The following is a 22,876-nucleotide window of genomic DNA, read 5'->3' as shown; positions in this document are numbered from 1 at the left end:
CCGTGTCGGACGACCAGCGCGGCGGCCCCCCACCCCTGCCCCCGACCGGGGTGACCGGCGCACCACCGCCGCCCCCCGCCGTCGGCGGCCCCGAGGGGCATGCCGTCATCCACCAGACCGAGGCGACCCGCACGTACCCCTGCGGCACGTGCGGCGCCAACCTCGAGTTCCACATCGGCACCCAGCGGCTGCAGTGCCCGAGCTGCGGGACCGCCCAGGACCTCGCCGAGGTGTCGGGCACCGTGGAGGAGCAGGACCTGACCAGCGCGCTCCGGGGCCTGCGGGACCGGACGGCCGAGGTGGAGGTCGTCAGCGGCGAGAAGGAGATCGTCTGCCAGAGCTGCGGCGGGCACACGACCTTCACCGGCACCTGGACCGCCCAGCGCTGCCCCTACTGCGCCACCCCGATCCAGCGCGACGACGTCCACGACGCGCCCGATCGGCTGCCCGTCGACGGGGTCCTGCCGTTCACGATCGACCGGAAGGCCGCCGAGGAGGCTCTGGGCAAGTGGGTCTCGAGCCGCTGGTTCGCGCCGAGCGAGTTCAAGGACTACAGCCGCGCCGGCTCGTTCTCGAGCGTCTACAGCGCCTACTTCACCTACGACGCGGAGACGACGACCCGCTACACCGGACAGCGCGGTGACGACCGCACCGAGACGCGCGGCAGCGGCGAGGACCGGGAGACGGTCACCGTCACCGACTGGCGGCACGTCAGCGGGACGGTGCACAACAGCTTCGACGACGTCGCCGTGGCCGCCAACGAGGGGCTGAACCCGAAGCACGTCCAGTCGCTGGAGCCCTGGCCGCTCCACCAGGTCCAGCCGTTCAGCCCGGAGTTCCTGGCCGGCCACCTCAGCCGCACCTACGACAACTCCCTCGAGGAGTGCTTCGACACCGCGAAGGACCGGATGGAGGGGACGATCGACTCCACCATCCGTCGTGACATCGGCGGTGACCACCAGCGGATCCACACCAAGGACATCCGCTGGAGCGCGCTGACCTTCAAGCACCTGCTGCTGCCGATCTGGCTGCTGACGGTGATCTACGCCGGGCAGACCTACCAGGTCATGATCAACGGGACCACCGGCGAGGTGCACGGCGAGCGGCCGTACTCGAAGGTCAAGATCGCCGCGGCCGTGGTCGTCGCGCTGATCGTCCTCGGGATCGCGGCGTTCCTCTACTTCGGGAGCAGCTAGGGGTGGGCGGCGTCCTGCTCGTCCTCCTCGCCCTCGTCGGCATCGCCGCGGTGGGTGCCCTGGTGGCGTTCCTCGTCGCGCTCGCCCGCAAGGGCCAGGAGCGGTACGAGCGCCAGGGCCAGGTCGTGCCGGGCCAGCCGAGCGAGGCGCCGGCGGAGTGGGCCGGTGCGCACTCCCGCGAGGCCAAGCTGCACCGGCGCCTCGGCGCAGCCATGCAAGCCCTCCAGGTCCAGGCCCGGTCGGCGGACGAGGACGTGACGGCCCTCGAGCTCCGCGTCGAGCTCGAGCAGCACGCCCTCGCAGTCGACCGTCGGTTGATCGCCGCGGCGGCGCTCCCGGCCGGTGAGCGGCGTGACCAGGCGCTCGCCGAGATCGAGGTCTCGGTGGCGGCGGTCGAGTCGGCGACCGCCGACCTGGCCGCCGCGTCCGGGCAGCGCGACGCGTCCGCCGACGTGCGCAGGCTCGAGGACCTCTCGGCCCGCATCAAGGGGATGACCGCCGAGGGCTGACCTCGGCGGTCCCGGTCCGGCCTACAGGACCGACGCGATGGACTCGGCCACGTAGCCGACGTTCGCCTCGGTGATGCCGGCGACGTTGATCCGGCTCGAGGGGATCAGGTAGACGCTGCGCTCGGACTGCAGCCGCTGGACCTGCTCGGGGCTGAGTCCGAGGAAGCTGAACAGCCCGCGCTCGCCGGCGATGTAGTCGAACTCGTCGGTGCCCGTGGTCTCTGCCAGCGACCGGCTCAGCAGCGCGCGCAGCCCGTTCAGGCGGTCGCGCATCGCGGTGACCTCGCCGGTCCACGACGCGGTCAGCTCGACGTCGGCGAGGATCTCCCCGACGATCGACGCGCCGTGCGCCGGCGGCATCGAGTAGAGCTCGCGAGCGATGTTGGCCATCTGCGAGGTCGCCGTCGCGGCCTGCTCGGCCGTCGCGTCGACGGTGATGGCCAGGCCGGTCCGCTCGCGGTAGAGCCCGAAGTTCTTCGACGCCGAGTAGGCGACGATCAGCTCCGGGACCCGGCGTGCCAGCATCCGCACGCCGTAGGCGTCGTCGTCGAGGCCCTCCCCCAGGCCGTGGTAGGCGAAGTCGATGAACGGGGTGAAGCCCCGCTCCTCGGCGAGGTCCCCGACGACGTCCCACTGCTCGCGGGTCAGGTCCGCGCCCGACGGGTTGTGGCAGCAGCCGTGCAGCAGCACCACCTCCCCGGGTCCGCGCTGCTTCAGCGCCTCCACCATCGCGTCGAACGAGAGCGCGTGGGCTCCGCGGTCGTAGTAGGGGTACTGCTGCATGTCGAGCCCGGCGGCCCCGAGCAGGGGGATGTGGTTCCCCCAGGTCGGCGTCGAGACCCACAGCTCGGTGTCGGCCTGCGCCCGGAGCAGCACCCCGGCGAGCACGCGCAGCGCGCCGGACCCCCCGGGGGCCTGGACCGCGCCGACGCGACCGTCGGCCAGCACCGGGTGGTCCTCACCGAAGAGGATCCGCGTGACGCCCTCGATGAAGCGGCTGTCACCGGGCGGCGACACGTAGGCCTTGGTCGTCTGCGCGGCGAGGATCCGCGCCTCCGCCTCGACCACGGCCTCGAAGACCGGCGTGTTCCCGCCCGCGTCCTTGTAGACGCCGACGCCGAGATCCACCTTGTCGGGGTTCGGGTCGTTGCGGCAGGCGACGGTGGTCCCGAGGATCGGGTCCGGCGGCAGGGGGCTCAGCTTCTCCAGCATGGGGCGAAGGGTACGTCCTCGCGCGCTTCGAGTCGGCCCTGGCGGGGCAGGTTCGCCGCATGGCCCAGACCTCGCCGACCGTGCCGTCCTCCACGACCTCGTCCGCATCGGTGGGGGATCAGGCGCAGCAGGCGGCCAACTCGCCCTGGGTGGACCGCCTGGGCCGGATGGGGTTCGCCGCCAAGGGCGTGCTCTACCTCACCATCGCTGCGATCGCCGGGTCGGTCGGGCTCGGCGGCGGCGAGTCCGAGGCGAGCCAGACCGGTGCGATCGAGCAGCTGTCCGAGCAGTCCTACGGGACGGTGATCCTGATCGTGCTGGCGGTCGGCCTGGCCGGGTACGCGCTGCTCCGCCTGGTGCACGTCGTCGCCAACCCGAGCGGCGAGTCCGGCGCCAAGGGCGTCGTGATGCGCATCAGCTACCTGGTCCGCGCGCTGATCTACGGGGGTCTGACGGTGTACGCGGTGCGCGTGCTGGTCGGATCGGGCGGAGGGTCCGGCGGTGAGTCGTCCAGTGAGCAGCAGCTGACCCAGCGGGTGCTCGAGCTGCCGTACGGCCAGTGGCTGGTCGGCGGCGCTGCCGCGGTCCTCGCCGGGGTCGCCGCGTACCAGCTGAAGAAGGCGGTCACCCGCGAGTTCATGGACCAGGTGCGGGCGCACGGGTTCCGCCGGACGGTGGCGAGCTGGTCCGGGTCGATCGGCCACGCGGCCCGCGCGGTCCTGTTCGGCACCATCGCCGTCCTGTTGGCCCAGGCGGCGGTGCAGTCGGACTCCTCGGAATCCGGGGGGTTGTCGGCAGCGTTCGGAGAGCTGTCGTCGACCGCCTTCGGGACCGGTCTGCTGACGGCCGTCGCGGTGGGCGTGGCCGGCTACGGCGTCTTCTGCCTTGCCATGGCGGCCTGGGGGACCCCGCGCACGGCGGAGTGACCGCGTGCGCCGGGTGACACCCGCATGACGCGGGGTGATCCGCTGCGGGTGATCGCGGCATCCGGGGGTCGGGGGGCGCATCATGCGCCCGCTCCACCACCGACCGTAGGAGATCACCTCCGTGAGCGACCCCCTGGCGCCACCACCCCCACCGCCGCCCGCACCCTCGGGCGGGACCAGCGCCATCGACATCATCGCCGGCATCATCCTCGGCCTGGCCGCCACGATCGCGGCGTTCGCGGCCTACCAGGGGGCCCTCGCTGACGGGAACTCCCTCGAGGGGTACACCCAGTCGACCCAGCACCTGAGCGACGCGAACTTCTTCTACAACGCCTCCTCCCAGCAGTTCGTCCGCGACCAGCAGCTGTTCACGGCCTTCGCGACGGCTGCCAACACCCCCGGCCAGGAGCAGGTCGCCGAGTACATCCGCACCGCACTGATGGACGAGAACCTGCAGGACGCCGTCGACTGGTGGGCCGCGACCGAGGACGCCGTCACCCCCTTCGACGACCTGGAGGGCAACCCGTACGTGGACGCCGCCGGCGCGGAGGCCGACGCTCAGCAGACCGCCGCCGAGGAGGCGTTCGCCGAGGGGGCGGAGGCCAACGAGGTCGGCGACCGCTTCGAGCTGGCGGGCGTGATCCTGGCCATCACCCTCTTCTTCGGCGGCATCGCGACCCTCATCGGCTCACCGAAGATCGCCTGGGTGCTGATGGGCGTCGCCGCGGTGACCCTCCTCAGCGGTGCCGGTCTGGTCGTGTCGGCGATGGGCGCCTAGCTCCCCACGACGGGTCACGGCTGCGCGATGGCGGGGCCGGTCGGGCGTACGCTGACCGGTCCATGCCACGCCGACCCCGCTACCACGCCGACGTCCTCGCCGTCCCCCCGAAGCGGCAGCCGCCGACCCGTCAGGTCGGGCTCCGGCTGGGGATCGTCCTGACCGATCGAGCGAGCGGCTTCAGCGGGACGGTCGTCGAGTACGAGTCGGGCGTCATCGTCCTCGAAGCCGCCGACGACGGCGGCCGCCGGGCGTTCGGCTACGAGCCCGACCGGTTCACCCAGGACGGCCGGCCCATCCGCCTCACGAAGGGCGGGGTGGGCATCCGCCGGCCGGCGACGATGACGTCGGCGAGCGGGGCGGTCGTCGACCGGGGCGCCGCGCCCAAGGTCGCCCGCGCCAGCCGGATCTGGGTGGAGGGGACCCACGACGCCCAGCTGCTCGAGCGCGTGTGGGGCGACGAGCTGCGCGATCTCGCCATCGTCGTCGAGCCGCTCGGCGGCGCCGATGACCTGGTCTCGGCGGTGCGGACCTTCAGGCCGGGCGGCACCCGTCGGCTCGGCGTCCTCCTCGACCACCTGGTCCCGGGGTCGAAGGAGACCCGGATCGCCGACGACGTCCGCCGGTCGCTCGACCCGACCGCGTCCCAGGCCGTGCTGGTCGACGGCCACCCCTACGTCGACGTCTGGGCCGGCGTGCGGCCACAGGTGCTCGGCATCGCCGCCTGGCCGGACGTGCCGCGCGGCCAGCCGTGGAAGGAGGGCGTGGCCGCGGCCCTCGGCGTGGCCGACCACCGCGACGTGTGGCGCCGCGCCCTTGGCGGCGTGTCGTCGTTCGCGGACCTGGAGACGCCGCTGATCGGCGCGGTCGAGCGGCTGCTCGACTTCCTCACCGTCGGGGACTAGGTGAGCGGCTGGACCGGCTTGTCGAGGTCGGTGTCGAGGTGGCCGGTGTCGTTGAAGCGGCGGAGCACCCAGCTGTCGCCGAGCACGACGATGTGGTTCAGCGACGCGTTGGCCGCCCCGACGAAGGCGAACGGTCGCGACCCGGTCGCGAGGTGGCACACCGCTCCGATCACGCCGCCGTGGACGAAGGCGACGACGCGCTCGTCGGGGTGCGCGGCGGCGATCCGCTCGATGCCGCGGCGGACGCGCGTGGAGAAGTCGGCCATCGATTCGGCGCCGGGGATGCACCCCCAGTCCTCCTGCTCGAAGACCTGCTGCATGATGGGGTCGCCGGCGCGGGCGCGGATGCGGTACTCGCCGCCCTCCCACTCCCCCAGGTGGACCTCGCGGAGCTCCGGTTCGACCGCGGGCGTCAGCCCGAGGGCGGCCGCGAGCGGCGCGGCGGTCTGCTTGGTCCGGGTCAGCGGGGTCGTGTAGATCGCGGCGATCTCCTCGTGCCGCAGCCGGTCCGCGACGGCTCGGGCCTCGCGCAGACCCTCCTCGGCCAGCGGCGGGTCGCCGTGGCCGTCCACCCGCGGGAAGTCCTCACCGGGGACGGCGGGCTGGGACTCCCCGTGGCGGACCAGCAGCAGGTCGCAGGCGCCGGGCGGCGGGCGGAAGCGGTACTGGCGGACGGGCTCGGGGGGCTCGGCTGGCTGGGCGCACATCGGCGCCCAACCTAGCCACCTGGTCGGTCGGTCAGCGCACCCCGACCAGCGGGCGCGCCACCTCGTCGGGGTTCGAGGCGGACGAGCCGCCGTCGACGTCCGGCGTCCTGGGGGGAGCGGGGAGGGCACGGCGCGGACGCCGCCCGGCCCGGCCAGCCCCCGCGCCCTGGACCACCGCGCGGAGGTCGGCGGCGATGGCGCCCAGGTCCGCCGCGGCGGTCAGGGCATCCTCGGATCCGCGCCTCGTGACGCCGGCGGCCTCCGCGACGGCGATCGCGCTGGCGGCGATGTCCCCGCTGCCCCGGGCGGCCTCGGTGACGGCGCGGGCGATCTCGTCGCTGGTCGCGGTCTGCTCCTCGACCGCCGCGGCGATCGTGGTCTGGCTGTCGGAGATCCGCTCGATGACGTCGGCGATGCGGGTGATGACGTCGACGGCCTCCTGGGTCTCGGTCTGGATCTCTGCGATCTTCGCGCCGATCCGCTCGGTGGCGCCCGCGGTCTGCTCCGCCAGCTCCTTCACCTCGTTGGCGACGACGGCGAAGCCCTTCCCGGCGTCGCCGGCGCGGGCAGCCTCGATCGTCGCGTTGAGCGCGAGGAGGTTCGTCTGCTCGGCGATCGAGGTGATCAGCTCGACGACCTCGCTGATCTCCGAGCTGGACGACCCGAGGTGGTCCATGGTCTGCGTGGCCGCCCGTGCCATCCCGACGGCCTCGATGGCCACCGCGGAGGCCTGGTTGGCGCTCTGGGCGATCTCCCGCACCGACGCGCCCATCTCCTCGGCGGAGGTCGCGACGCTGTCGACCCCCGCGCTCACCTGCCCGAGCGCCACGACGGCGGTGACGACGAGGACGCGGAGCGCGAGGGCGGCCAGCTGGTCGACGAACGCGGCGTCGACGTCGTCGACGTAGATGCCCGTGCCGATGACCCACTCCCACGCGTCGAACCCGACGGCGTAGGACAGCTTGGGCGAGGCGACGTCCTCACCCGCGCGGGGGAAGTCGTAGCCGACGAAGCCCCCGCCGGACTGCGCGACGTCGAGCAGGCGCTCGTACAGGAACCCCCCGCGGCCGTCGTCGATGCCGGACCGGTCGGTCCCCTCAGCGTCGCGGGCGGGGTCGAGGAGCACCATCACCAGGTCGGTGTCGAAGACGAAGAAGTACTCCTGCCCGCTGTAGCGCAGGCCGCGGAGCGTCTCCCTGGCACCCTCCTGCGCCGCCTCCCGGGAGAGCTCCCCGCTCTGCTCAGGTGACCACCGACCCCGTTCGTGGCTGCGGGCCGCGATCTCCTAGGCTCCTCCACCGCGCACCGACGGCCGGAGCGCGGATCAGGAGGCGGCTGACGTGGTGCGGGACATCGAGCAGGCACGGACGCTGCTGGCCGAGGGCTTCAGCGCGTGGGTCACCGAGCTCGACCTGTCGTTCGATGCGATCACCGACGAGGGGGTGGTCATGCGCATGCCGTTCTCCCCGCGGATCTGCCGGCAGGGAGGCATCGTCTGCGGCCAGGCGTTCATGGCCCTCGCCGACACCGCATCGGTGTTCGGGCTGTGGGCGGCGGCCGGGGCGCTGCGGCCCTGCACGACCGTCGACGTCTCTATCCAGATGATGCGGCCGGTGAGCGACGCCGACGTGCTGGCCGAGACGCGTCTCCTGCGGCTGGGGCGGAGCATGGCGTTCGTCGAGGTGCTGCTGCACGCCGACGGGGACGCGCGGCCCGCGGTGCACGCCACCGCGACGCTGGCGCTGACCGGCTGACCGGCTGCCGACGCGTCTAGTCGACGCGCGGGCCCAAGAGCTCCTCGATCCACATGTCGAGGCGCGCCGCCAGCGTCGCGAGCCCCGCGGTGAGGGACACCAGCACGAGGGCGTCGCGGATCGTGGTCGCCCACTCCCCCGTGTCGAGGCCCCGCTGGGCGACCACCAGCGTGATCCAGGTCGTCGCGGCGGCGAGGACGAGGCGTCCGAACGAGGTTGCGGTGGTCACGGGAGGTCTCTCCTGGGCGGGTGCGCGGAGGCGCGTCGCTGGTACGTCGGCACCGGCGGGCCGGGGGTTAGTGGTACACCATCGGGCGGCATGGCACGGAAGGACCAGCTGACGATCGACGACCTGGCCGCGACCACGGGGGTGTCGAGCCGCAGCATCCGCTACTACCAGACCCGCGGCCTGCTGCCGCCGCCGAAGGTCCGGGGCCGCCAGGGGTTCTACGACCACCGCCACGTCGACCGCCTGGGGCTGATCTCCGAGCTGCAGGAGGAGGGGCTCAACCTGCAGGCCATCGGCTGGCTGCTCGGGGGTGCCAGCGGCGTGGACTCCGACGAGCTCAGGCAGCTGAAGCGGGCGGTCCTCGACGGCTGGGTCTCGGAGGAGCCGGCGGAGATCTCCGCGAAGGACCTCGCGAAGGCGCTCGCCCAGGGCGAGTGGTCACCCGAGACCGCCGCCCGCGCCGAGCAGCTCGGTCTGCTGACGACGATCGAGGACGGCGAGTCGTTCCGCATCCTGCTGCCCAGCGTCCTCGCGGCCGGCACCGAGCTCGCCGAGATGGGACTGGACCCCGATCGGCTGCTCGACGTCCTCGAGGGGATGCGCGCGCACGCGACGGCCGTCGCGGAGGCCTACCTGCGGGTGTTCGACGAGGCGGTCCTCGCCCCGTGGGATGCCCGCGGCCGGCCGGAGGGCGAGTGGCAGCAGATCCGCGAGTTCGTCGACCGCATCCGGCCGCTCGCCGGCGAGGCGCTGCTGGCGGTGTTCCGCCAGGTGATGGCCGACCTGATCGCCGAGCAGCTCACCAGCGCCCGCCCGGTCGAGTAGCCCGGTCGAGGCCCGCCGCTAGCGGCGGGCCTTCACGGCGGCCACGACGTCGGCGTACCAGCGGGCGCTGTCCTTCGGCGTGCGGACCTGGGTGTCGTAGTCCACGTGGACGATCCCGAAGCGCTTGGAGTAGCCGAGCGCCCACTCGAAGTTGTCCATCAGCGACCAGGCCATGTAGTCGGTGATCGGCACGCCGTCCGCCGCGGCGTCGGCGACGGCGGCCAGGTGGTCCGACAGGTACGTGGTCCGGCGGGGGTCGGGCAGCCGCCCCTCGACGGGCTGGTCGTCGTCGAACGCGGCGCCGTTCTCGGTGATCGCGATCGGGATCGGACCCCACCCCTCGTGGACGCGCCGCAGCAGGTCGGCGAAGGCGCTGGCGTCGATCCGCCAGCCCATCGCGGTCGTCTCGCCCGTGGGCGGCACGGACCGGGCGGGATCGACGCAGGCGTCGGGGAACGCCACACCCTCCGGCTCGGTGGTGACCACCTCGGGGTAGTAGTAGTTCACGCCGAGCCAGTCCGGGGTCTCCCCGGCGAGGTCGCCGCTGCGGACGTCCGGTTCGGCATCACCGAGCACCGCCGACCACGCCTCGAGCGCGTCGGCCGGCACGCTGCCGCGCAGGCAGCCGTCCAGCCACCAGCGGTTGCGGATCGCGTCGAGCGCCCGGACGGCGTCCTCGTCGTCGCCGTGGATCGTGGTGACGTTCAGCACGACGCCGAGCTGGGCGGACGAGGACGCGGCGCGGACCGCCTGGCCGCCGAGGTGGTGGGCGCGCAGCAGGTTGTAGGCCGCGGCCATGGCCTTGGCGGCGTCGGTCTCGCCGGGGGCGTGCGCGCCGGCGTGGTAGCCGAGGTGGGAGGAGCACCACGGCTCGTTGAGCGTCGCCCACCGGGTCACGCGGTCACCCAGGCGCTCGACGACGACCTGGGCGTAGTCGGCGAAGCGGCCGGCGGTGTCCCGCTCCGGCCAGCCGCCGGCGTCCTCGAGCGCCTGGGGCAGGTCCCAGTGGTACAGCGTCGGGACGGGCTCGATCCCCGCGGCCAGCAGCGCGTCGACGAGCCGGTCGTAGAAGTCCAGCCCGCGCCGCTCGACCCGGCCGGCGCCCTCCGGCATGATCCGCGGCCAGGCGATCGAGAACCGGTACACCTCCATGCCGAGGTCGGCCATCAGCGCGACGTCGTCGGGCATGCGGTGGTAGTGGTCGCAGGCGACCGCCCCGGAGGACCCGTCGGCGATCGTCCCGGGCGTGGCGCAGAAGACGTCCCAGTTGGCCGGGCCCCGGCCGTCCTCGTCGACCGCACCCTCGATCTGGTAGGAGGACGTGGCGGTCCCCATGCGGATGGTGGAGGGGAGGCGGGCGGCGAGCTCGGTGGGATCCAGGATCGGCATGGCCGGCAGGCTAGCGATCGGCGGGGCGCCGGGGGCGGCCGATCAGCGCTGGTCGGACAGGAACGGGGCGACCGCGTCGAGGAACGCCTCGGGGTCGTCCAGCATCGGCAGGTGCGCCGACCCGGGCATCGTCACGAGCTGGGCGCCGGGGATGCGCTCGGCCAGGCCGGCGAACACGTGCGGCCACTCGTCCAGCTCGCCGACCACGACCAGGGTGGGCACCGCGATCTGGTCCAGGCGGTCCCAGGCCGACGGTCCCCAGCGGAGCTCGCCGACCGGCGGGGCGGTCAGGGACCGGCCGTTCATGTCCTCGAACAGGTCGCGGGCCGCACCGGCGACCCGCCCCTCCACCTCACGCGGCCCGTCCAGCCACAGGTGGGCCTCCAGGCGGTTGACCGCGTCGAGGTCCCCGGCCTCCTCCGCGGCCTCGATGGCCTCCTCGAGCGCGAGCTCGTCCGGGTGGAGGTCGTCGAGGTCGAACGGCATGCCGGTCACCGCGGGGGCGATCAGGACCAGCGCCGTGACCCGGCCGGGGTGGGCGAGGGCCGTGTCCACCGCGATGCGGCCGCCCTGGCTGTTGCCGACGAGGACCGCACGGTCGACCCCGACGGCATCCATCACGGCGACCAGGTCGTCGACGTGGCTGAACGGCTGCTCGGTGGGAGCGGGCTCCCAGGTCGACTCGCCGAACCCTCGCCGGTCGTGGGCGACCACCCGCCAGCCGTCGGCGGTCCAGGCGCCGATCGCCTGCCGCCAGACACGCCGGTCGGCCACGCCGGCGGGGAGCGCGACCAGTGCCAGCCCCTCCCCCACGTCGGTCACCGCCAGGCGGGCGCCGTCGACGTCGACGTACCTGCTGGTGGACTCGGGGGCCATCGGCGGACGATACCCCCGACGCCCCGGCTCAGGCGGCCCGCCCGACCTTCCAGGCCAGGCGCACGAAGCGCATGGGGCTGTCGGCGTCGCCGCCGTTGAACCGCGCCTCGTCGGCGGGCACGTCGAGCAGGGCGGCCACCTCACCGGCGATCCCGGCGGGGTTCGCCACGGTCACGCAGGTGGCGAGGACCATGTGGACGCCCTCGACGTCGGCGGGGAACCACCGACCGTCGAGCCACATCTCCGGGCAGGCCTTCGCGACCTTGCGGAGCGCGTGGTCGTCGAGCACGGCCTTCGGGACGCCAAGGACCACATCGTGGCCGAGGCGGCTTATCGCCGCGCCCGGCATGGTGACCGGCAGGCTCGGTCGGCGGCCCAGGGGGACCTTGGCCAGGCTCGACGCGCGGGTGCGGGCCACGATGCGCCGCACCTCGTCCTCGGTCTGCCGGCCGCGCGCCACGTAGGCACGGAGCACGTCCACGCTGCTCTCAGTCATGTCACTGACAACATCGTCACCCTGCGCGACGACTTGAGTCCCGATCCCCCGGTGGATCGGGACGATGTGGTCAGCCGAGGCGGGACATGACGACGCGCCCGTCGACGACGGTCAGCACAGGACGGCCGGTGAGGCGGTCGCCTGCGAAGGGGGTGTTCCGGGACCGGCTGGCGAGCGCATCCGGGTCGACGACCCAGGTCTCCTCGGGGTCGAGGACGCAGAGGTTGGCGGGACGCCCCGGGGCGACGGGACCGCCGTGCCGCCAGAGGCCCGCGATGGCGGCCGGTCGCGTGGAGAGGACCTCCACGGCACGCGCGGGGCTGAGCAGACCAGGACGGACCAGGTGGGTCCACACCACCGCCGCGGCGGTCTCCACCCCGAGCATCCCCGGCGGGGCGTCGGCCAGCGACGCGGCCTTGGCCTCGGGGGCGTGCGGCGCGTGGTCGGTGGCGATCGCATCGACGGTGCCGTCCGCCAGCCCCCGGCGGAGCGCGTCCACGTCGGCGGCGGTCCGCAGCGGCGGGTTCATCTTCCCGCTGGTCCCGAGCCGCGCGACGTCGCCCTCGGTCAGCACGAGGTGCTGCGGGGTGACCTCGCAGGTGACGGCCGCGCCCTCGGCGCGGGCCCGGCGGACGTGGTCCAGCGCGAGGGCGGTCGACAGGTGCAGCACGTGGTAGCGGCCGCCGGTGAGCCTGGCCAGCGCGACATCGCGGGCGACGATCACCTCCTCAGCCTCCCGTGGGCGGCCGCCCACGCCCAGGCTGCGTGCCACGAGGCCCTCGTTCACGACGCCACCCGCGACCAGCGACGCGTCCTCCGCGTGCTGGCTGACGACCATGCCGGGGAGCTGCGTGGTCGCCTCGAGGGCGGCGCGCATGATGCCGGCGTCCATCACCGCGTTGCCGTCGTCGGTGAACACCCGGACGCCGGCGGCGTGGAGGGCGCGGACGTCGACCAGCCGCTCACCCTGGCGCCCGACGGTGATCGACGCGGCCGTGTGCACCTCCACGGGGGCCGACCGGCCGATCGCGAGGACCTCCGCGACCACCGCGGGGTCGTCGATGGCCGGGCTGGTGTTGGGCATCATCACCACGGCCGTCACGCCACCCCTCGCCGCGCCCTCGGCACCGGAGGCGATGTCCTCCGCCTCGGTGCCCCCCGGCTCGCGGAAGTGGACCTGGATGTCGACCAGACCCGGCATGACCAGCAGCCCGGTGACGTCGAGGACCCGGGCGCCGGGCGGCACCTCTCCCTCCCCCGCAGCCGCGACCTGGCGCACCTCACCGGCCTGCACGAGCACGTCAGCAGCCCGCGGAGGTGACGCTGCGTCGATCAAGGTTCCACCGCGGAGCAGGGTTGTTTCCATGTGGGGAGGGTAGGAGCAAGCTGGCCGCAACGGCACGCAGGACCGTCAGCGAGGCCGTCACCCGCTCCACCCCCCGTCGTTGGGAACGACGACGCACCGCCCACCAGCTCGACCACCCGCCGGAGGCCCCGAGATGAAGTACCCCAACGGACTGGCTCACACGTTGGCTGCCTACACGGCCCTGGCGGAGCACCCGCACATCGACGACGCCGTCGACGCGCTGGTGCAGGAGATCGGCTGGGACGCGGCGTTCGCGACCCTGGCCGGCATGGAGGAGGTCCGCGCCTCGATGGGCCTGTACTCGATGGTGTGCGGCCTCTTCATCGCGGACGCCAACGCCACCACCCAGCAGCCGCCTCGCGAGCGCTGACCGCGCGCACCCGGGGACGGTCACCTGCAGGCAAAGAGTCGGCCAAGGGGTGAGGACGCGGGATGGGATCCGGGCAGGATCCGGTTGTCGCCCGCACCGACCCCCCCGAGGAGCCCTGCAGATGTCACGCCCCAACGCCCCCACGGGCGACCACTACGACTCCGGCCTGCTGGTCGGCCCCCCCGACGAGGTCACCGCGAACGCACTGGCGATGGACGTCCACGACGACGACGCCGGTGACCTGTTGATGGCGATGATCGGCTGGGATGCCGCCATCCAGAGCCTCGCGGCATCCGACCACCCCCGCGCGGGAGCGGTGATGCTCAGCCTGCTGTCCTGGCTGCTGCTCGCCTGACCGCCCTCGGCGGCGGTCAGCGGGCTCGGGCGGTCTCCGCCTTGCGCAGGGCCTGCTGGACCAGCTCGATGAGCGTCTGCTTGCAGGCGTCGCGGAGCCGGGCATCGGTGCGGACCACGGGGATCTCCCGGCTCAGCTGCAGCGCCTCGCGGACCTCGTCGAGGTCGTGCAGCAGCACACCCTCGAAGGCGTTCACGGCCACGATGAAGGGGATGCCCCGGTCCTCGAAGTAGTCGATCGGGCCGAAGGAGTCCTCGAGCCGGCGGGTGTCGACCAGCACGATCGCGCCGATCGCGCCCTTGCAGAGGTCGTCCCACATGAACCAGAACCGACCCTGTCCGGGGGTTCCGAAGAGGTAGAGGATCAGCTCGTCGGACAGGCTGATCCGGCCGAAGTCCATCGCCACGGTCGTCGAGCGCTTGCCCTGGACCTTGCTCAGGTCGTCGAGCTCCTCGGAGGCAACGGTCATGGCGGCCTCGGTCCGGAGCGGGTCGATCTCGGAGACCGAGCCGACGAACGTCGTCTTGCCCACGGCGAAGCCGCCCGCGACGACGATCTTGGTCGGCGTGGGGGCCACCCGCGTGACGTTGCGCGCACGCGCGGCCTGGCGGCTGCGGTCAGAGCGAACGTAGGCCATCCAACACCTTCTCGAGCAGGTTCGGGTCCTGACCGCCCTCAGCACCCTCCGGCGGCGGGTGCACGACCACGTAGCCGGCGTCGGCCAGGTCGGCGACGAGCACGCGGGCGACGCCGAGGGGCACGCGCAGGTGCGCGGCCAACTCGGCGACGCTGACGGTCTCCTGGGTCAGGCGGATGATGTCGCGCTTCTCGAAGGTCAGCGAGTCGAGGGCGTCGTAGCCCTCCCACGTCATCTCGACGAGGGACTCGAGCGCGAGGTCGGCGTCCACGGGCTCGGTCCGACCGCCGGTCAGCGCATAGGGCCTGGTCAGCCGCGACCAGTCCTGCGACCCACCGTCGACCGGAGGTGTGCTCATGAGGGGAGGGCTGCCTGCAGCTCGACGCGGAGAGCCGGGGTCAGCACATCGCCGACGCGGGACACGAGCAGCGCCATCTCGTAGCCGATCAGGCCGAGGTCGGCGTCGGTCGTGGTCAGCACCGACAGGATCGAGCCGTCCGAGATCGTCTGCACGAACAGGAAGCCTGCGTCCATCTCGACGATCGACTGCTTGACCGCGCCGGCGGCGAGGCAGCGGGCGGCGCCCTGGGTCAAGCTGGACAGGCCGCTCGCGATCGCCGCGAGCTGGTCCGCTGCCTCGCGGTCCAGGTTGTCGCTGAGCGCGAGGGGCAGCCCGTCGGCGCTGAGCACCAGCGTGTTGGCCACGCCGGGCACCTTCGCGGTGAAGTTCGCGACCAGCCAGTTGAGGTTGCGCGCGTCATCGCTGAGCTGGCTTGAGTTCATCGGTCGTCGTCCCGTTCGGGGGTGGGGGTACCAGCGGGGCGTGGCGCACCACCTTGCTGCGCCACCTGGTCCTCGGCAGCCTTGCGGCCCGCCTGAAGTCTGGATTGGTAGCTGGACAGCAGCGACCGCGACTCCTCCCGTGACACGGGAGCGGCGGAGGCGCTGGCCGGCTGGGCGTCCTGCGGGTTGCGCAGGCCGGCGGGCAGCGACGTCCCGCGGGCCCTGCGGGGCAGTCCGCTGCGGGTCGCCGACGGTTGGGCGTCGGTGACCGGGGCGTCGGCGACCGTGGCGTCGGCGACCGGCGAGTCCGGACGGGTGGTCACGGGGTCCGGCGCCTCAGCGGCGGGGGTCTCGGCGACGGGCGTCTCTGGGGCGGGCGTCTCTGGGGCGGGCGTCGCGGCGGCTGGCCTGCGCGGGGTCTCCGGAGGGGTGTCCGGCTGGCGCGAGGGCGGGGGCGGAGTCCGTCGCAGGTCCTCGGGGGCGGGCCGGCTGCCCTCCTCGGACGAGGGGTCGGGCGTCCGGTCACGGCCTGCCGACGTGGCGACCCCCGCTGCCGGTGCCGGTCCCGCCGCGGGGCCGTGGAGCATGCGCTCGATGTGGTCGGCGTCCGCAGCGGCGACCGGCTCGGCCGCGGGTGCGTCGGGCTGGCGCGGCGCAGGTCCCGTGACCTGGGAGCGCGAGCCGCGCCCGGCAGGCGGTGGCGCGGCGACGGCGGCGGCCGGGCGGGCTGGCTGGCTGCGCAGGTGCGCGCTGTAGGACCAGCTCATGCCGGTGCTGACCGACGCGGCGACCCGTGGGACGGTCGTGGCGCGCGTCGCCTCGGCAGGGTCGGGGGGCGCCCCGACCGCCACGGGCTCCGGTGCCGGGGCGGGGGCCGGGGCGGGACCGGCGGCGGTCGCAGCCGCCCAGCGGGAGGGCGGGGCCGTCAGCTCCGGCTCGGGGTCGAGGACCGCGGCCGCCACCGGCGTCGGCGCGTCGACAAGCTCGGCGGGGGGCGCGTCGGCCAGGACCTCCTCGTCGGCCGGACCGAGGAGCGGCGCGGGGACCTGCAGCGTCGCCGTGACGCCGACGCCCTCGGCGTTGTGCGCCAACCGGACGGGGATCCCGTGCCGGCCGGCGAGCCGGGCGACGACGTCGAGCCCGAGCCGGGAGGACTCGGTCGGCGACGTCGACGGCGGGTGGGCGAGCAGCTGGTTGTAGTGGGCGGTGCGGGCGTCGTCGAGGCCGATGCCCCGATCCACGATGCGCATCTGGTAGCCGCCGTCGTCCGTCGTCGTCCCCTGCACGACTACCCGGGAATCGGGCGGGCTGAACTCCGCGGCGTTCTCGATCAGCTCGCTGAGCAGGTGGATGAGGGCGGGGACCAGTCGGCTCTCGACCCGCCGGTCGTCATCGAACTGCAGGTCGACGCGGGTGAAGTGCTCGATCTCGCCGACGGCCGCGCGCACCACCTCGGACAGCGGCGGGTTGCCGGTCACCTTGCGCGTCGGCTCGCCGCCAGCCAGCACCAGCATCGACCCGGCCTCGCGGTTCATCCGGGTCGCCAGGTGGTCGAGCGCGAACAGCTTCTGCAGCGTCTCGGGGTCCTGCTCGGCGGCCTCCAGCTGCTCGATCACATCCAGCTGGCGCTCGATCATGGCCTGGCTGCGCCGTGCGACGGTCGCGTAGACCGAGGCCAGCTCCCGCTGCCGCTGGGCCTCGGCGGCCTCGCGGACCTCGCTCGAGGCGCGGCTGGCCGACTGCACCTCCCCCGCGCGGCTGCCTCTCCAGGAGAAGATCGGGATGGCCACCGCACCCGCGACGGCGACGACGTGGACGAACGCCCACACGGCGGGCGACTCGATGGCCGCCGGGTGGTTGTAGACGACGTCCGGCGCGAGCTGGGCCACCACCAGGTGCAGCGCGGCCTGCGCGGTGGCGACGATCGCGACCGCGATCCAGTCGCGGTAGAGCGCCACGAGGCCGATCGCGATCAGCCCGTGGAAGTGCGCTTCGATGGCCCCGCCGGACCAGATGACCAGCAGCCACGAGCACGACGCCAGACCGGCGGCGACCAGCCCGGCGCGGACCCGCGGGCCGCCGACCGCGCTCGCCGCCGCGACCAGGGCGGTCGGGACGGCCACGCCGAGGAGGGCGGTGCCGAGCTCCACCTCGCGGAACACCGCGAACAGCAGCAGGAGCGGGACGTGCACGGCGAGCAGCAACCGGAGCAGGCGGTGCCAGGTGCGGAACGCGACCGTGGTCTGGGGGGACACGTCCCCGTCCGGCGGGCCCAGCTCGCCGGAGGGCACGGCCGAGGCGGCTGTCCCCTCCTGTCGAACTGCGCTCTCCGTCTGCTGCACGAACGTCCTCCTGCGACCCGGACCGGTCCGGGTCGCGTGGTTGCCAGGCCCCGAGGCTAGTCGCCCGAGAGGATGCCAGGAAGGACCCCATCCGACGGGGTCGGTGCGACGGCGTCCCCGACGCCGTCCAGGATCCCACCCACGGCGCCGCCCACGTCCTCAACCGCATCGCCCACCCCGTCGACCGCGTCCCCCACGGCGCCGCCGACCCCCTCCACCGCACCGCCCGTGGTCCCCCCGACCGCGTCCCCGAGGCCGTCGGTCACGTCCTCGACCGCGCCGCCGACCCCGTCGATCACGTCGTCGGCGGTGCCACCGACCCCGTCCACCGCATCCCCCACGCCGTCCACCACCCCGCCGACCGAGCCGCTGCCGACCCCGTCCACCACATCACCGACGGCGTCCCCGACGCCATCCACCGCGTCGCCGACCGTCCCGCCCACACCGTCGACGGCGTCCTCGACCGCACCGCCCACACCGTCGACCGCCTCGTCGACCGCACCGCCGATCCCGCCGGTCGGGCCGCTGGACGGCCCGGTCGGGGAGGTCGGCACCGGGACGGGGCCGGGCCGGGGCGTGGGGAGGGGTGTGGAGGTCGCCGGGACGGGCGTCGCCGTCGGTGTCGCGGTCGGACGCTCGGACGCCTCGGGGTCCGTCTCGGGCGCGGACGACGGCGTCGCGGTCGGGGCAGGCGCCTCGGGGGCGACCAGGTCCGCGATGCCGTCCTCGATGCGGCCGAGGGCATCGAGCAGGGCCGTTGCGGCCACGGCGGCCGGGGCGTCGAGTTCGGCTCGCAGCGCCTCGACGCGGTCGGTCATCGCGGTGACGTCGTCGGCCAGGTCGAGGACGTGGTCGCCCATGCCGGCGCCGAGGAGGAGGTCTCCGGCAGCCTCTACGCGGTCGACGGCCTCGTCGAGGGCCGCCGCGGGGTCGCGGGCGTCGGCGGCCGCCGCCTCCGCCTCCGCCACCCGGTCGAACGCGTAGGCCATCGCCCGCTGTCCGCGGGCGACGTCGTCGAACGTCGCGGCCAGGCGGAGCTCCTCCACGCCCAGCTTCAGGCTGTACAGCAGGTCGCCGGGCTGGGCACCCTCAGCCGCGCCCGCGACGCCACCGCCGGTGGCCGCGAGCGCCGCGATGCCGGTGGTCGCCGTCGCGGCGCGCGAGTACCGCCAACGCCGGCCGGCCGCGCGCATGCGCGTCAGCAGCGCCGGCTCGGCGTGCCGCTCGCGGGCCGCCTCGACGACCCGCTCGCGGAGGGCTGCGCGGGCACCCGGATCCATCGCCGGGAGCTCGGGCGCGGACTCGCGGAGCGCCGCGGCCAGTGTCGCCAGGGCCGACAGGTCGGCCGGCACCTCGACCGCGTCCCCCTCGGGCACCTCTCCCGGCTCGAGGAGGGCCGCCAGCCGCGCGGCGTCGCCCCTCACAGCCCGACCCCTGCGCTGGCGCGCCGGGGTCGCCCCCCGGCCTGTACTGCGACCGCTGACGCGATCACAGGAACGCCTCCACGTCCACATGCTTGGCCAGCGCCTTCAGGGCGCGGTACTGCAGGGCGCGGATCGCGCCGGGCTTCTTGCCCATGACCCTGGCGGTCGCCTCGACGTCGAAGCCCTGCAGGAAGCGGTGGAACAGCACCTCGGCGTGTTCGCTCTTGAGCTGCTCGAGCGCGGCGTGGACCTGCGCCTGCAGCTCGCGCAGCTCGAGGTCCCGCTCGGGGCGGGCGTCGTAGGAGGGGCCGGAGTCCGGGCTGTCGTAGACCTCGGCCACCGGGTTCTCCATGCGGAACCGGGCCGACTTGAAGTGGTCGTGGCAGCGGTTGCGAGCGATGGCGATCAGCCAGGCGCCGAAGTCCTTGCCCTGCCAGGAGAACGAGTCGATCCGCTTCAGCGCCCGCATGAACACGTCAGCGGTGAGGTCCTCGGCGGTCTGGGCGTTGCCGACGCGGTGGTAGCAGTAGCCGTAGACGCGATCGACGTAGCGGTCGTACAGCAGGCTGAAGGCGTGCGCGTTGCCGTCCTGGGCGTCGCGGACGTGGGCGATGACGTCCGCGTCGATCAGCTCGGCCGCATCCGGGGCCGCGGCGTCCCCTCCGGGAGCGCGCGCGGTGACGGGCGCGGCGGCACCGCGGTAGGCGGCGGCCGCGAGGTGGACGGGCAGGCCACGGCCCCCGGCGGTGGCCACCGCCACCCGCAGGGTGCACAGCGACGCGATCGCCGCGAGCGACGTCTGGGCGCGGACGGACAGCCGCGCCCGGACGGATGGGGGGCGCGGCGGCTGATCCAGCGCACGACTGGACTGCATATCCGCCGATTCTCGACCGCTCAAGGCGCAGACGATATAGCTACAAATGACTAATCCGTCACCGGCCGGTCGACGCGGGCTTCGCGCGGCCCTCGGCCAGCCAACCCCGCAGCGCGGCGATCCGCTCGCGCTGGGACACCGCCAGCGGCACGACCTCGGCCGCGCAGGCGAGCAGGTCCGCGGTCGCGATGTCCCGGTCGGCGTCGAAGGCCACCACGAGGGCGTCGGCGACGACCTGGGCGAGCTCGGCGCCGACGAACCCCTCGGTCCGCGCGGCGACCGCGCCGAGGTCGAACCCCGCCGGGTCGCGACCGCTGCGGCGCACGTGGACGGCCAGGATCTCCGCCCGCTCGGCCGCCGACGGCAGGTCGAGGAAGAAGATCTCGTCGAACCGGCCCCGCCGGAGCAGCTCAGGCGGCAGGCGGGAGATGTCGTTGGCGGTGGCGACGACGAAGCAGGGCGCGGACTTCTCCGCCATCCACGTCAGCAGGGTGCCCACGACCCGGGTGGACGTCCCGGTGTCGTTGCCGCCGCTCGCGACCGCCTTCTCCAGCTCGTCGATCCAGACCACGCACGGGGCGATGGCCTCGGCCAGGCGCAGGGCGTGGCGGGCGCGGCGCTCCGATTCGCCCATGTAGGAGGAGTAGATCGCTCCGACGTCGAGGCGCAGCAGCGGCACACCCCACAGCCGGCCCACGGCCTTGGCGGTCAGCGACTTCCCGGTGCCGGGCAAGCCGATCAGCGCCACGCCCTTCGGCGCTGGCAGCCCGAACTCGCGGGCGGCAGCGCTGAACCCCCGCTCGCGCAGGCGCAGCCACTCCTTGAGCGCGTCGAGGCCGCCGACGTCCTCCGGCCCGAGGTCGGGATCGAGGTACTCCAGGGCGCCCGAGGCGGCGATCAACTGCTTCTTCTCCTCCTGCACCAGCGCCACGTCGCGGTGGTCGAGGACGCCGTCGGCCACCACGGCTCGGGTGAAGACCCGGCGGGCCTGCTCGAGGGTGAGGCCACGGGCCGATTCGACGAGGTGCTCCACCCCGGCCGGGTCGAGCTCGCGGCGGGCCCAGTGCGCCGCGAGGACGTCGCTGAGGACGGCCTGCAGCTCGTACCGGGTCGGCGGCGGCAGCTCCAGGGTCACGGTCGCGTCGACCAGCTCGGGGTGCACGACCGCACCGGCGCCGACGACGATCACGGTCGGACCGGCGGCGCTCCCCCGCTGGGCGTAGTTGCGGAGGGCCCGGCGGACCCGCGGGTCCTCCCACTCGTGGTGGAAGTCCTTCAGGATGACCAGGGAGTCCGAGCTCATCGCCCGCAGGCGGCTGAGGACGTCGTGGGCATCGGTGGCCGGTGCCATGGCGCGTCCCTCGTCGACGGAGTGGAACCCGCCTACCGCATCCCAGGTCAGGCACCGCATGCCGAGCTGACGGGCGAGCTCCGCCGCCTTGGCGACCAGCCGCTGCTCCTCCACGGTGTCCACGACCAGCAGCGGCGAGCTGGCGCGCAGGTGCACCGCCAGCTGGTCGGCGAAGGCGAGGTGGGCCCGCTCCGGCACGTCGCGGCCCCCGGTCAGCCCACGAGCTCGGCGATCACCGGCCGCAGCGCCCTGAACGCCTTGCCGCGGTGGCTGATCGCGTGCTTCTCCGCGGCGGTCATCTCCGCGGTCGTGCGGTCCTCGCCGACCGGGACGAAGACCGGGTCGTAACCGAACCCGCCGTCCCCGCGCGGCGCGTCGACGACCCTGCCCTCGAGGGCCGCCTCGACCACCTGGTGGTGACCGTCGGGCAGGGCGAGGGCCGCCGCGCACACGAACCGCGCCGTCCGGTCGGCCGGGGGCACGTCGACGAGCTGCTCGAGGAGCAGTGCGGTGTTCGCCGCGTCGGAGGGCTCGCGACCGTGCCGTGCCGCCCAGCGGGCGCTGAAGATGCCGGGGGCGCCGTCGAGCGCGTCGACGGCCAAGCCGGAGTCGTCGGCGACGCAGGGGAGCCCGGTGGCCTCGACGCCGGCGCGGGCCTTCAGCAGCGCGTTGGCCGCGAAGGTGTCGCCGGTCTCCTCCACGTCGGGCAGGTCGACGTCGTCGGCGCCGAGGAGCTCGACGTCGAGGCCGTCGAGGATGTCGCGCAGCTCGGCGACCTTGCCGGCGTTGTGCGTGGCCAGCACGACCCGGATCGTGGCCGCGGTCACGACCCCGCCGCGGCGAGGGCCTCGCGCTGGGCGGCGAACAGCCGCTCGCAGCCGACGGCCGCCAGGTCGAGGAGCGCGTCGAGCTCGGCGCGGCTGAACGGCTCGGCCTCGGCGGTGCCCTGGACCTCGATCAACCGCCCGTCGCCGGCCATCACGACGTTCATGTCGGTCTCCGCCCCGGCGTCCTCGACGTAGTCGAGGTCCAGGCGCGGCTCCCCGTCGACGATGCCGACGCTGACCGCGGCGATCTGGGTCAGCTCCGGCGCAGCGCCGATCATCCCCTCCGCCGCGGCGCGTCGCAGGCCGAGGGCGAGGGCGACCCACCCGCCGGTGATCGACGCGGTGCGGGTGCCGCCGTCGGCCTGCAGGACGTCGCAGTCGACGGTGATGGACACCGGCCCCAGCGCGTCCAGGTCCACGGCCGCCCTGAGGGACCGCCCGATCAGCCGCTGGATCTCGACGGTCCGGCCCTTCTGGCGTCCTCGGGCGGCCTCCCGCCCGGTCCGCTCCCGGGTGGCGCGGGGCAGCATCGAGTACTCGCCGGTGATCCACCCCGATCCGGAGTCGCGCAGCCAGCGGGGCACGTCGTCGGTGACGCTGGCGGCGCACAGCACGCGGGTGTCGCCCATCGCGATCTCGGCGGACCCCTCGGCGTAGCGCTGGGTGCCGGTGGCGAGGGTGAGCGGGCGCAGCACGTCGGCGGCCCGCCCGTCCGGTCTGGACGGTGCGGTGTCTGAGGGCAAAG

General features: G+C 74.0%; 26 protein-coding genes. 9 read left to right on the top strand and 17 right to left on the bottom strand.

Features of this window, described 5'->3' with window-relative positions:
- The first annotated feature begins 2 nt into the window (after window positions 1–2).
- Window positions 3–1,196: a hypothetical protein gene (locus ACEQ2X_RS01735; RefSeq protein ID WP_370324009.1), complete on the top strand. Its 1,194-nt coding sequence runs from the start codon at window positions 3–5 to the stop codon at window positions 1,194–1,196.
- 2 nt (window positions 1,197–1,198) lie between these two features.
- Window positions 1,199–1,705 carry a hypothetical protein gene (locus ACEQ2X_RS01730; RefSeq protein ID WP_370324008.1) on the top strand — a complete coding sequence of 169 codons (507 nt, stop codon included), beginning with the start codon at window positions 1,199–1,201 and terminating at the stop codon, window positions 1,703–1,705.
- 21 nt (window positions 1,706–1,726) lie between these two features.
- On the opposite strand, the gene ACEQ2X_RS01725 is transcribed toward ACEQ2X_RS01730, so the two are convergent.
- The gene (locus ACEQ2X_RS01725; RefSeq protein ID WP_370324007.1) at window positions 1,727–2,917 is read right to left on the bottom strand and encodes an aromatic amino acid transaminase; all 1,191 of its coding nucleotides are present in this window, start codon (window positions 2,915–2,917) and stop codon (window positions 1,727–1,729) included.
- Between the two features lie 59 nt (window positions 2,918–2,976).
- Between ACEQ2X_RS01725 and ACEQ2X_RS01720 the strand changes: the two genes are divergently transcribed.
- From ACEQ2X_RS01720 to ACEQ2X_RS01710, 3 genes are all read left to right on the top strand, one after another.
- Window positions 2,977–3,843 (top strand): DUF1206 domain-containing protein, encoded by an 867-nt coding sequence (locus tag ACEQ2X_RS01720; RefSeq protein WP_370324006.1) that lies wholly within the window; start codon window positions 2,977–2,979, stop codon window positions 3,841–3,843.
- Window positions 3,844–3,964: 121 nt separating this feature from the next.
- Window positions 3,965–4,621, top strand: a complete 657-nt coding sequence (locus tag ACEQ2X_RS01715) for a hypothetical protein (protein WP_370324005.1) — start codon at window positions 3,965–3,967, stop codon at window positions 4,619–4,621.
- A 62-nt stretch (window positions 4,622–4,683) separates the two neighbouring features.
- Complete coding sequence (locus tag ACEQ2X_RS01710) at window positions 4,684–5,526, top strand: DUF3097 family protein (protein ID WP_370324004.1); 843 nt, start codon at window positions 4,684–4,686, stop codon at window positions 5,524–5,526.
- On the opposite strand, the gene ACEQ2X_RS01705 is transcribed toward ACEQ2X_RS01710, so the two are convergent.
- Both ACEQ2X_RS01705 and ACEQ2X_RS01700 read right to left on the bottom strand, forming a co-directional pair.
- Window positions 5,523–6,233 (bottom strand): histidine phosphatase family protein, encoded by a 711-nt coding sequence (locus tag ACEQ2X_RS01705; protein WP_370324003.1) that lies wholly within the window; start codon window positions 6,231–6,233, stop codon window positions 5,523–5,525. The two genes, ACEQ2X_RS01710 and ACEQ2X_RS01705, sit on opposite strands and share 4 nt — an antisense overlap.
- Before the next feature lie 31 nt (window positions 6,234–6,264).
- Window positions 6,265–7,515, bottom strand: a complete 1,251-nt coding sequence (locus ACEQ2X_RS01700; protein WP_370324067.1) for a methyl-accepting chemotaxis protein — start codon at window positions 7,513–7,515, stop codon at window positions 6,265–6,267.
- A 58-nt stretch (window positions 7,516–7,573) separates the two neighbouring features.
- Here ACEQ2X_RS01700 and ACEQ2X_RS01695 point away from each other — a divergent pair, with 58 nt between their 5' ends.
- Window positions 7,574–7,987, top strand: a complete 414-nt coding sequence (locus ACEQ2X_RS01695) for a PaaI family thioesterase (protein ID WP_370324002.1) — start codon at window positions 7,574–7,576, stop codon at window positions 7,985–7,987.
- A gap of 16 nt (window positions 7,988–8,003) precedes the next feature.
- Here ACEQ2X_RS01695 and ACEQ2X_RS01690 read toward each other — a convergent pair whose 3' ends face one another.
- Complete coding sequence (locus tag ACEQ2X_RS01690; RefSeq protein WP_370324001.1) at window positions 8,004–8,216, bottom strand: hypothetical protein; 213 nt, start codon at window positions 8,214–8,216, stop codon at window positions 8,004–8,006.
- Window positions 8,217–8,306: 90 nt separating this feature from the next.
- On the opposite strand from ACEQ2X_RS01690, the gene ACEQ2X_RS01685 reads away from it, so the two are divergent.
- Complete coding sequence (locus ACEQ2X_RS01685) at window positions 8,307–9,041, top strand: MerR family transcriptional regulator (protein WP_370324000.1); 735 nt, start codon at window positions 8,307–8,309, stop codon at window positions 9,039–9,041.
- Window positions 9,042–9,059: 18 nt separating this feature from the next.
- Here ACEQ2X_RS01685 and ACEQ2X_RS01680 read toward each other — a convergent pair whose 3' ends face one another.
- The 4 genes from ACEQ2X_RS01680 to ACEQ2X_RS01665 all read right to left on the bottom strand — a co-directional run bounded on the left by ACEQ2X_RS01680 (window position 9,060) and on the right by ACEQ2X_RS01665 (window position 13,168).
- Complete coding sequence (locus ACEQ2X_RS01680; protein ID WP_370323999.1) at window positions 9,060–10,430, bottom strand: GH1 family beta-glucosidase; 1,371 nt, start codon at window positions 10,428–10,430, stop codon at window positions 9,060–9,062.
- 42 nt (window positions 10,431–10,472) lie between these two features.
- Window positions 10,473–11,306, bottom strand: coding sequence for an alpha/beta fold hydrolase (locus ACEQ2X_RS01675; protein ID WP_370323998.1), 834 nt, complete (start codon window positions 11,304–11,306; stop codon window positions 10,473–10,475).
- 28 nt (window positions 11,307–11,334) lie between these two features.
- Window positions 11,335–11,802: a hypothetical protein gene (locus ACEQ2X_RS01670; protein ID WP_370323997.1), complete on the bottom strand. Its 468-nt coding sequence runs from the start codon at window positions 11,800–11,802 to the stop codon at window positions 11,335–11,337.
- Window positions 11,803–11,872: 70 nt separating this feature from the next.
- Entirely contained in the window at window positions 11,873–13,168 is a 1,296-nt protein-coding gene (locus ACEQ2X_RS01665) for a dihydroorotase (protein ID WP_370323996.1), read from the bottom strand.
- A gap of 133 nt (window positions 13,169–13,301) precedes the next feature.
- On the opposite strand from ACEQ2X_RS01665, the gene ACEQ2X_RS01660 reads away from it, so the two are divergent.
- Both ACEQ2X_RS01660 and ACEQ2X_RS01655 read left to right on the top strand, forming a co-directional pair.
- A complete protein-coding gene (locus ACEQ2X_RS01660) occupies window positions 13,302–13,538 on the top strand; it encodes a hypothetical protein (RefSeq protein ID WP_370323995.1) in 237 nt (78 codons plus the stop codon).
- 121 nt (window positions 13,539–13,659) lie between these two features.
- Window positions 13,660–13,893 carry a hypothetical protein gene (locus ACEQ2X_RS01655; RefSeq protein WP_370323994.1) on the top strand — a complete coding sequence of 78 codons (234 nt, stop codon included), beginning with the start codon at window positions 13,660–13,662 and terminating at the stop codon, window positions 13,891–13,893.
- 16 nt (window positions 13,894–13,909) lie between these two features.
- Here the strand turns inward: ACEQ2X_RS01655 and ACEQ2X_RS01650 are convergent, their stop codons facing one another.
- From ACEQ2X_RS01650 to rph, 9 genes are all read right to left on the bottom strand, one after another.
- A complete protein-coding gene (locus ACEQ2X_RS01650; protein ID WP_370323993.1) occupies window positions 13,910–14,530 on the bottom strand; it encodes an ATP/GTP-binding protein in 621 nt (206 codons plus the stop codon).
- A complete protein-coding gene (locus ACEQ2X_RS01645; RefSeq protein WP_370323992.1) occupies window positions 14,511–14,888 on the bottom strand; it encodes a DUF742 domain-containing protein in 378 nt (125 codons plus the stop codon). The genes ACEQ2X_RS01650 and ACEQ2X_RS01645 overlap by 20 nt, the downstream gene beginning before the upstream one ends.
- Entirely contained in the window at window positions 14,885–15,313 is a 429-nt protein-coding gene (locus ACEQ2X_RS01640) for a roadblock/LC7 domain-containing protein (protein ID WP_370323991.1), read from the bottom strand. Before ACEQ2X_RS01640 ends, ACEQ2X_RS01645 begins: the two co-directional genes overlap by 4 nt.
- Window positions 15,310–17,655: an ATP-binding protein gene (locus ACEQ2X_RS01635; protein WP_370323990.1), complete on the bottom strand. Its 2,346-nt coding sequence runs from the start codon at window positions 17,653–17,655 to the stop codon at window positions 15,310–15,312. The genes ACEQ2X_RS01640 and ACEQ2X_RS01635 overlap by 4 nt, the downstream gene beginning before the upstream one ends.
- A 56-nt stretch (window positions 17,656–17,711) precedes the next feature.
- Window positions 17,712–19,079 carry a DUF5667 domain-containing protein gene (locus tag ACEQ2X_RS01630; protein WP_370323989.1) on the bottom strand — a complete coding sequence of 456 codons (1,368 nt, stop codon included), beginning with the start codon at window positions 19,077–19,079 and terminating at the stop codon, window positions 17,712–17,714.
- 64 nt (window positions 19,080–19,143) lie between these two features.
- Window positions 19,144–19,953: a sigma-70 family RNA polymerase sigma factor gene (locus tag ACEQ2X_RS01625; protein WP_370323988.1), complete on the bottom strand. Its 810-nt coding sequence runs from the start codon at window positions 19,951–19,953 to the stop codon at window positions 19,144–19,146.
- A gap of 58 nt (window positions 19,954–20,011) precedes the next feature.
- Window positions 20,012–21,502 (bottom strand): AAA family ATPase, encoded by a 1,491-nt coding sequence (locus tag ACEQ2X_RS01620; protein ID WP_370323987.1) that lies wholly within the window; start codon window positions 21,500–21,502, stop codon window positions 20,012–20,014.
- Between the two features lie 14 nt (window positions 21,503–21,516).
- Complete coding sequence (rdgB, locus tag ACEQ2X_RS01615; protein ID WP_370324066.1) at window positions 21,517–22,116, bottom strand: RdgB/HAM1 family non-canonical purine NTP pyrophosphatase; 600 nt, start codon at window positions 22,114–22,116, stop codon at window positions 21,517–21,519.
- Between the two features lie 11 nt (window positions 22,117–22,127).
- Window positions 22,128–22,874 carry a ribonuclease PH gene (gene rph / locus ACEQ2X_RS01610; RefSeq protein ID WP_370323986.1) on the bottom strand — a complete coding sequence of 249 codons (747 nt, stop codon included), beginning with the start codon at window positions 22,872–22,874 and terminating at the stop codon, window positions 22,128–22,130.
- Window positions 22,875–22,876: the final 2 nt, after the last annotated feature.

The sequence above is a fragment of the Euzebya sp. genome (assembly GCF_964222135.1).
Lineage (GTDB): Bacteria > Actinomycetota > Nitriliruptoria > Euzebyales > Euzebyaceae > Euzebya.
Note: the sequence above shows the minus strand (reverse complement) of the source record. Positions and strands in the feature narration are given on the sequence as shown.

Bases quoted from the DNA above. Each gene is read 5' to 3' on its own strand.
- ACEQ2X_RS01725 (WP_370324007.1), bottom strand. From the start codon at position 2,917: ATGCTGGAGAAGCTGAGCCCCCTGCCGCCGGACCCGATCCTCGGGACC.
- ACEQ2X_RS01720 (WP_370324006.1), top strand. From the start codon at position 2,977: ATGGCCCAGACCTCGCCGACCGTGCCGTCCTCCACGACCTCGTCCGCA.
- ACEQ2X_RS01710 (WP_370324004.1), top strand. From the start codon at position 4,684: ATGCCACGCCGACCCCGCTACCACGCCGACGTCCTCGCCGTCCCCCCG.
- ACEQ2X_RS01705 (WP_370324003.1), bottom strand. From the start codon at position 6,233: ATGTGCGCCCAGCCAGCCGAGCCCCCCGAGCCCGTCCGCCAGTACCGC.
- ACEQ2X_RS01685 (WP_370324000.1), top strand. From the start codon at position 8,307: ATGGCACGGAAGGACCAGCTGACGATCGACGACCTGGCCGCGACCACG.
- ACEQ2X_RS01680 (WP_370323999.1), bottom strand. From the start codon at position 10,430: ATGCCGATCCTGGATCCCACCGAGCTCGCCGCCCGCCTCCCCTCCACC.
- ACEQ2X_RS01675 (WP_370323998.1), bottom strand. From the start codon at position 11,306: ATGGCCCCCGAGTCCACCAGCAGGTACGTCGACGTCGACGGCGCCCGC.
- ACEQ2X_RS01670 (WP_370323997.1), bottom strand. From the start codon at position 11,802: ATGACTGAGAGCAGCGTGGACGTGCTCCGTGCCTACGTGGCGCGCGGC.
- ACEQ2X_RS01665 (WP_370323996.1), bottom strand. From the start codon at position 13,168: ATGGAAACAACCCTGCTCCGCGGTGGAACCTTGATCGACGCAGCGTCA.
- ACEQ2X_RS01660 (WP_370323995.1), top strand. From the start codon at position 13,302: ATGAAGTACCCCAACGGACTGGCTCACACGTTGGCTGCCTACACGGCC.
- ACEQ2X_RS01655 (WP_370323994.1), top strand. From the start codon at position 13,660: ATGTCACGCCCCAACGCCCCCACGGGCGACCACTACGACTCCGGCCTG.
- ACEQ2X_RS01650 (WP_370323993.1), bottom strand. From the start codon at position 14,530: ATGGCCTACGTTCGCTCTGACCGCAGCCGCCAGGCCGCGCGTGCGCGC.
- ACEQ2X_RS01645 (WP_370323992.1), bottom strand. From the start codon at position 14,888: ATGAGCACACCTCCGGTCGACGGTGGGTCGCAGGACTGGTCGCGGCTG.
- ACEQ2X_RS01640 (WP_370323991.1), bottom strand. From the start codon at position 15,313: ATGAACTCAAGCCAGCTCAGCGATGACGCGCGCAACCTCAACTGGCTG.
- ACEQ2X_RS01625 (WP_370323988.1), bottom strand. From the start codon at position 19,953: ATGCAGTCCAGTCGTGCGCTGGATCAGCCGCCGCGCCCCCCATCCGTC.